The organism is Janthinobacterium sp., assembly GCF_009923995.1.
In the GTDB taxonomy this organism is placed as follows: domain Bacteria; phylum Pseudomonadota; class Gammaproteobacteria; order Burkholderiales; family Burkholderiaceae_D; genus Janthinobacterium.
This window is the reverse complement of the sequence record NZ_RFSK01000068.1, coordinates 21,814-28,581: the sequence shown is the minus strand read 5'-3', so window position 1 is coordinate 28,581 and position 6,768 is coordinate 21,814. Positions and strand designations below refer to the sequence as shown.

The 6,768-nt window shown below is 65.7% G+C and carries 5 protein-coding genes, 1 tRNA gene and 1 pseudogene; 2 read left to right on the top strand and 5 right to left on the bottom strand.

Translation table 11 applies throughout. The annotated features are described in order from the left end of the window. Window positions 1-574, top strand: a pseudogene (locus EBS11_RS24195) (rRNA (cytidine-2'-O-)-methyltransferase); the annotation flags it as partial. Window positions 575-635: 61 nt separating this feature from the next. On the opposite strand, the gene EBS11_RS24190 reads toward EBS11_RS24195, so the two are convergent. Continuing rightward, a complete protein-coding gene (locus tag EBS11_RS24190; protein WP_290607277.1) occupies window positions 636-1,274 on the bottom strand; it encodes a hypothetical protein in 639 nt (212 codons plus the stop codon). 166 nt (window positions 1,275-1,440) lie between these two features. Between EBS11_RS24190 and EBS11_RS24185 the strand changes: the two genes are divergently transcribed. Beyond that, window positions 1,441-1,517, top strand: a tRNA-Pro gene (locus EBS11_RS24185). Window positions 1,518-1,644: 127 nt separating this feature from the next. On the opposite strand, the gene EBS11_RS24180 is transcribed toward EBS11_RS24185, so the two are convergent. From EBS11_RS24180 to bioB, 4 genes are all read right to left on the bottom strand, one after another. Beyond that, the gene (locus EBS11_RS24180; protein WP_290607275.1) at window positions 1,645-2,565 is read right to left on the bottom strand and encodes a hydroxymethylglutaryl-CoA lyase; all 921 of its coding nucleotides are present in this window, start codon (window positions 2,563-2,565) and stop codon (window positions 1,645-1,647) included. A 1-nt stretch (window position 2,566) separates the two neighbouring features. Beyond that, complete coding sequence (locus EBS11_RS24175) at window positions 2,567-3,499, bottom strand: glyoxylate/hydroxypyruvate reductase A (RefSeq protein WP_290607273.1); 933 nt, start codon at window positions 3,497-3,499, stop codon at window positions 2,567-2,569. 21 nt (window positions 3,500-3,520) lie between these two features. After that, window positions 3,521-5,548 (bottom strand): acetyl/propionyl/methylcrotonyl-CoA carboxylase subunit alpha, encoded by a 2,028-nt coding sequence (locus EBS11_RS24170; protein WP_290607271.1) that lies wholly within the window; start codon window positions 5,546-5,548, stop codon window positions 3,521-3,523. A 153-nt stretch (window positions 5,549-5,701) separates the two neighbouring features. Continuing rightward, window positions 5,702-6,748 carry a biotin synthase BioB gene (gene bioB / locus EBS11_RS24165; protein WP_076564578.1) on the bottom strand — a complete coding sequence of 349 codons (1,047 nt, stop codon included), beginning with the start codon at window positions 6,746-6,748 and terminating at the stop codon, window positions 5,702-5,704. Between the last annotated feature and the right edge of the window lie 20 nt (window positions 6,749-6,768).

The window sequence follows — 6,768 nt, the reverse complement described above, 5'->3', positions numbered from 1 at the left end:
CGGCGGGGGGGACGCACATCAGGCCGATCACCGGCAGGTCCGCCGTGCGCGCCTCGGTGAGCAGCGCGGGCAGATCGGCAATCGCGCAGCCGCCCTTCTGCTCCTCCGCCCCGATGTTCACCTGCACGAACAGCGGCACGCGGCGGCCCAGCTTGTCCATCGCGCGGGCCAGCGCCGTGAGCAGCGAAGGCCGATCGAGCGAATGAATGCAGTCGAAGCGCCGCACCGCATCCTCGATTGCGCCACGGCCCTGGCGGCAGCGTTCGAGCCGACGCGCCAGGTGGTGTTCGCGCGCGAGCTGACGAAACTGTTCGAGGAAATCCACCGCTGCCCCCTGTCCGAGGCGGAAAGCTGGATCCGCACCGACGCGCACCGCGAAAAGGGTGAATTCGTCGTGCTGCTGGAAGGCGCCACGGAAGCGCAGGATGCGGAAGACGTGGAAGCGGAACGCATCCTCAACATCCTGCTGGCCGAATGCAGCGTCAAGCAGGCGGCGAACCTGACGGCGCAGATCACGGGCCGCAAGAAAAATGCCCTGTATGAGCGGGCGTTGCAGTTGAAGGGGCAGGAATAAGCGGCTCCTTGCCTTTCTATTTGGGGTGGGATCCTGCCAAAATGGGTGTGTTGCTAAATAATTACCATTTGCAGCCGCTGTCTTTCTTGTCCAGCAGCATCAACACGGGCGCCAGCAAGCCGGCGCCCGCATAGGCGGTGCGGCAGTCGCCGCGCTTGCCCTGCGCGATGTCGCGCGCCAGCTGGGTTTCCGTTTGCAGGGGCTTGTCGGGGATCTGCCCCACGGCCGTGCCCACCTTGGACGGGTCGCGCTCGCCCGCCACCTGGCGCGCCGTCCGCCTGGCCGCCTCCATGTCGAATTTCGGCGTGTCCTGCGTCAAGGTGCCGGGACTGGTAGCCGGTGCTGCCGGGACCACCGTGATGGCTTGCGGGCTGGACGCGGGTGCCGTGGCCGCCGCCGGCGTTTCCCGGGGGGCGGCGCGTTTCGGCTTGCTGACGGGCTTGGGTTCGCGCTGCGGCTTGACGGCTTCGACAGGCGGCGGGGGCGGGGGGGGCTTGGCGGCCAGCGGGCGTATCCATACGGCAATCGATTCCACGCGCGGGGCCGTGTCTGGCTGGACGGGCGGCTGCACATGGCGCCAAAGATAGATCAAGGCGCCATGCAGCAGCAGGGACACGGCGATGCCCAGCGCGATGCCGCGGCGGTTCGGCATGGGCTGGCCGCCGCCGTTTCCGTCGTTTCTTTCGATACTGAAATTCATTGCCGTCGTCGCCTTCATGTCTGATCGGGATAACTTGCCTGGCCAGTGTCGCATACTTCAATTGTTTTGAAAAATACATGCGTCCCAGTGCCGCGCGTAAATAATTTACACAGAGTTTCACCTGACCCTTGACCGAAGTCGATACGGCCTGTATTATCTTGGTCTTCGGAGTGTGGCGCAGCCCGGTAGCGCACCTGGTTTGGGACCAGGGGGTCCAAGGTTCGAATCCTTGTACTCCGACCAAATTTGTAGAAAAAAACCCAAGAGTTTCGACTCTTGGGTTTTTTTTCGTCTGTACGGTTGCCCCTTGCATTTGCACTGCCGGGGGCAGACCCCGGCTGTGCTGGCGCCGAGGGGCTGCCCCCTGAGGTCAGCCTGCGCGTTTCGCCGCGATGGCGTTGCCGGCGCGGCTGGAACCCTTGCGGCCCAGTTGTTGCGAGATGAACTGGCCCGCGTCCACCACCAGGTCCAGGTCGATGCCGGTGGCGATGCCCAGCCCTTGCATCATGTACAGCACGTCCTCGGTGGCCACGTTGCCGGTGGCGCCCTTGGCGTAGGGGCAGCCGCCCAGGCCGGAGACGGACGAATGATAAATCGCAATACCCACCTCCAGGCTGGCGTAGATATTCGCCAGCGCCTGGCCGTAGGTGTCGTGGAAGTGGCCGGACAGGCCGCCCACGTGGAAGGCGGCAATCGCGCGCTCCATCACCGCCTGCGTCTTGCGCGGCGTGGCCACGCCGATGGTGTCGGCGATGTCGATCTCGTCGCAGCCCAGGTCGCGCATGCGCCCCACCACGTCGGCCACGGCGTCGAGCGGCACGTCGCCCTGGTAGGGGCAGCCGAAGGCGCAGCTGATGCTGCCGCGCAGGCGCAGGCCGTGTTCCTTGGCCGCCTTCGCCACGCCTTCGAAGCGGGCGATCGATTCGGCGATCGAGCAGTTGATGTTCTTTTGCGAGAACGCTTCCGACGCCGAGCCGAAGATCACCACTTCATCGGCCTTCGCCGCCAGCGCCGCATCAAAGCCTTGCATGTTCGGCGTCAGCGCCGAATAGATCGTGCCGGGGCGGCGCGCGATTTTCTCCATCACTTCCGCGCTGGTGGCCATCTGCGGCACCCATTTCGGCGACACGAAGGATGCCGCCTCGATGTTGGCGAAGCCGGCCGAGGTCAGGCGGTCGACCAGTTCGATCTTCACGGCGGCGCTGATGGTTTCCTTTTCGTTTTGCAGGCCATCGCGGGGGCCCACTTCGACGATCTTGACCTGTTTCGGCAAATTGGCTTGAGCGTTCATTTCAATATCCTTGCAAACGGTTGACGATGCCGGCGACTGCTTCTCCGGCGTGCAGGCGGCGCATCTTGGCGGCGATCTGCGCCACGCTTTCGCGGCGCAGGGTGGCCGCCGAAATATGCGGCGTGATGGTGATGCGGGGTTCCTGCCAGAACGGGTGCTGCTGCGGCAGCGGCTCGTTGCGGAACACGTCCAGGGTCGCGCCGGCGATATGCCCGGAGCGGATCAGGGTCAGCAAGTCCGGCTCGGCGAGATGCGCGCCGCGCGCCACGTTGATGACGTAGGCGCCCGGCAGCAGCATGGACAGGCGCGCGCGGTCGAGCAGGTTGTGCGTGTCCGGCGTGAGGGGCAGCATGCAGACCAGCACGCGCGTGCCGCGCAAGAATGCTTCGAGTCCCTCCTCGCCCGCGAAGCAGGCCACGCCATCGGCCTGTTTCTGGCTGCGGCTCCAGCCGCGCAGGGGGAACTCGAACTGTGCCAGCGCCTGCAGCACGCGCGTGCCCAGCACGCCCATGCCCAGCACGCCGACGGGGAAATCCGTCTTCTCGAACGCGGGCAGCGGCTGCCAGATGCCGGCGCGGCCCTGCGCCTCATAGTCGTCGAAGCGGCGGAAATGGCGCAGCACGGCGTGGCTCACATATTCGGCCATCTGCACGCCCATGCCCGCGTCGTCCAGGCGCACCAGCGGCACGCGGGCGGGCAGCGCGTCGCCGAATTTCAGGAGCGCGTCGACGCCGGCGCCCGTGTTGAAGATGGCTTTGACCTCGCTCAATACGGGCAGCATGGCGGCCGGCGGCTGCCACACGACGGCGTAGTCGCAGGGCGCGGCCGTTTCGCCTTCGCGCCAGAAGTGGATCTGCGCTTCGGGCAGCAAGTCCTTGAAATCGGCGATCCACGCCGCTTCCTTGCCGTCCGAACGTTGTAGAAGAATGCGCATGGACGTTTCCAAGGGCGCTCCTTAAGCGGCAGCCTTGAAGGCCAGCAGCGGCGCGCCATCGGCCACCTGGTCGCCGACGGCGTACAGCACCTCTTCCACCAGGCCGTCGTGCGGCGCGGCGATGGTGTGCTCCATCTTCATCGCTTCCATGATGACCAGCGGCTCGCCCTTCTTGACGTCCTGGCCTTGATTGACCAGCACGGCGACGACCTTGCCCGGCATGGGGGCCGTCAGGCGGCCGCCTTCCGCTTCCGTTTCGCCCGCGTGGGCCATCGGGTCGCTGTAGTGCAGGGTGTGGTGCAAGCCCTTGCTAAATACGTGGAACTGTTCGCCGTCGCGCAGCACGGTGCCGTGCACGGCATGCTCGCCCAGCTTGATGTGCAGCTCGTTGCCCTGGCGCGCCGTCAAGGTGAGGGGCAGGCCGTTGAACAGCCAGCCATCGTTTTGATAGGCGATGCGCGCGGCATAGGCCTTGCCGTCGCCGGCCTGGCTAAATTCGTCGCCGAACGCCAGGCTGCGGCCCAGGGTGCTGTTCAAACGCCAGCCCAGGGCATTGCCCCACGGGTCGGCGCGGTTGGTCGACTGCGTTTCGGCGGCCGCTTTTTCTTCCAACAGCAGGGCGACGGACGCCAGCGCCAGGGCCGTGTCGGGTGCCGCCTGCAGGGCGGGGAACAGGGCGTCGTGATTGCGCTCGATCAAACCCGTGTCCAGGTCCGCGCTGGAGAATGCCTGGCCTTCGACCAGGCGCTTCAAGAAGGCGATATTGCTGGCCAGGCCGACGATCTGGTAGTCCGCCAGCGCCTGCGCCATGCGCGCCAGCGCTTCGCGGCGGTCCGCGCCCCAGACGATCAGCTTGGCGATCATCGGGTCGTAGAAAGGCGAAATGGCGTCGCCTTCGCGCACGCCCGAATCGATGCGCACGCCGGCCGGGGCGACCGTGCCGCCCAGCTCGAACGTCACGGCCGGTGGCGACTGCATGTGGCGCAGGGTGCCGATCGACGGCAGGAAGCCTTTTTCCGGATTTTCCGCGTAGATGCGCGCTTCGATGGCGTGGCCGTGGATGGCCAGTTCATGCTGTTTTTTCGGCAGCGGCTCGCCAAAGGCGACGCGCAGCTGCCATTCCACGAGGTCGGTGCCGGTGATCATTTCCGTCACCGGGTGTTCCACCTGCAGGCGCGTGTTCATCTCCATGAAGTAGAACGAGCCATCCTGGTTGGCGATGAACTCCACCGTGCCCGCGCCCACGTAGCCGACGGCCTTGGCGGCGGCGACGGCCGCCTCGCCCATGGCCGCGCGGCGCTCCGCCGGCATGCCCGGCGCCGGCGCTTCTTCCAGCACCTTCTGGTGGCGGCGCTGCACCGAGCAATCGCGCTCGAAGAGATAGATGCAGTTGCCCAGGGTATCGGCAAACACCTGGATTTCGATATGCCGCGGACGCGACAGGTATTTTTCGGCCAGCACCTTGTCGTCGCCGAAGGAGCTGATCGCTTCGCGCTTGCACGAGGCCAGCGCGGCCTTGAAGTCGGCGGACTGCTCGATGACGCGCATGCCCTTGCCGCCGCCGCCGGCCGAGGCCTTCAGCAGGACGGGGTAGCCGATCTTGTCAGCTTGCGTGTGCAAAAAGTCCGCATCCTGTTCTTCGCCGTGGTAGCCGGGCACCAGCGGTACATTCGCCTTTTCCATCAGCGACTTGGCGGCCGATTTCGAGCCCATGGCGCGCATGGCGGACGCCGGCGGGCCGATGAAGACGAGGCCCGCCGCGTGGCAGGCGTCGGCGAAGTCGGCGTTCTCGGACAGGAAACCATAGCCCGGGTGGATCGCCTGCGCCCCTGTCGCCAGCGCCACGGCGATGATCTTGTCGCCGCACAGATAGCTTTCCTTGGCCGGCGCGGGGCCGATCAGGACGGCTTCGTCGCAGACGGCGACGTGCTTGGCGTTGGCGTCCGCTTCCGAATACACGGCGACGGTCTGGATGCCCATGCGGCGCGCGGTGGCGGCGACACGGCAGGCGATTTCGCCGCGGTTGGCGATCAGGATTTTAGTGAACATGGTCTCTCTCTTTGCAGCTCGTGGCTGGAAGTTTTTTATTGTGGGGTCAGACCCTTTGGGTCAGACCCCGGCAGGACAGACGTTGGGTTCTTGTTTAACCCAAAAGCAAGAGCTGGGGTCAGACCCGGCGGGTCTGACCCCGGTTGACTTCGATCAGCAGCCGCACTTCTCTTTCTGCACCGAGTCCAGCATGGCGCCGCGCGTCTGCAGACCCAGTTTGTTCAACAGGGTGCGGTCGTCTTCCGCTTCCGGGTTGTCGGTGGTGAGCAGCTTGTCGCCGTAGAAGATGGAATTGGCGCCGGCCAGGAAGCACATGGCTTGCACGGCTTCGCCCATCTGGCGGCGGCCCGCCGACAAGCGCACGCGCGCCTTCGGCATGGTGATGCGGGCCACGGCGATGGTGCGCACGAATTCGAACGGGTCCAGCGCTTCCAGGCCGTACAAAGGCGTGCCTTCCACCTGTACCAGGTGGTTCACCGGCACCGATTCCGGATACGGATTCAGGTTCGCCAGCTGGGCGATCAGACCGGCGCGCTGCAAGCGCGTCTCGCCCATGCCGACGATGCCGCCGCAGCATACTTTCAAGCCTGCTTCGCGCACGCGGCCCAGGGTGTCGAGGCGGTCCTGGTATTCGCGCGTGGAGATGACGTTGTCGTAGAACTCGGGCGCCGTATCGAGGTTGTGGTTGTAGAAGTCCAGGCCCGCGTTCTTCAGGCGGTCCGCCTGGCCTTCTTCCAGCATGCCCAGAGTAGCGCACGTTTCCAGGCCCAGCGCCTTGACCTTGCTCACCATCTCTTCGACTTTTTCCATGTCGCGCTCTTTCGGGCTGCGCCAGGCGGCGCCCATGCAGAAGCGCGTGGCGCCGTTGGCTTTCGCCTGGCGCGCCGCGTCGAGCACCGTGTCGATGTCGAGGATTTTTTTCGCTTCCACGCCCGTGTCGTAGCGGGCCGCCTGCGGGCAGTAGCCGCAGTCTTCCTCGCAGCCGCCCGTCTTGATCGACAACAGGGTCGCCAGTTCCACGTCGCCGTCCGGGAAGTTGGCGCGGTGGGTCTGCTGGGCCTGGAACATCAGCTCATTGAATGGCAGGTCGAACAGGGCCAGTACGTCGGCGACGGGCCAGGTGGCCGCTTCCGGCACGGTGATGCGCGCCGCGGGGCGGTGCAGTTCGACGGTTTTTGCTGCTTCTTGGACGTGAGACATGGTGCTTCCTTCGCTTCTAT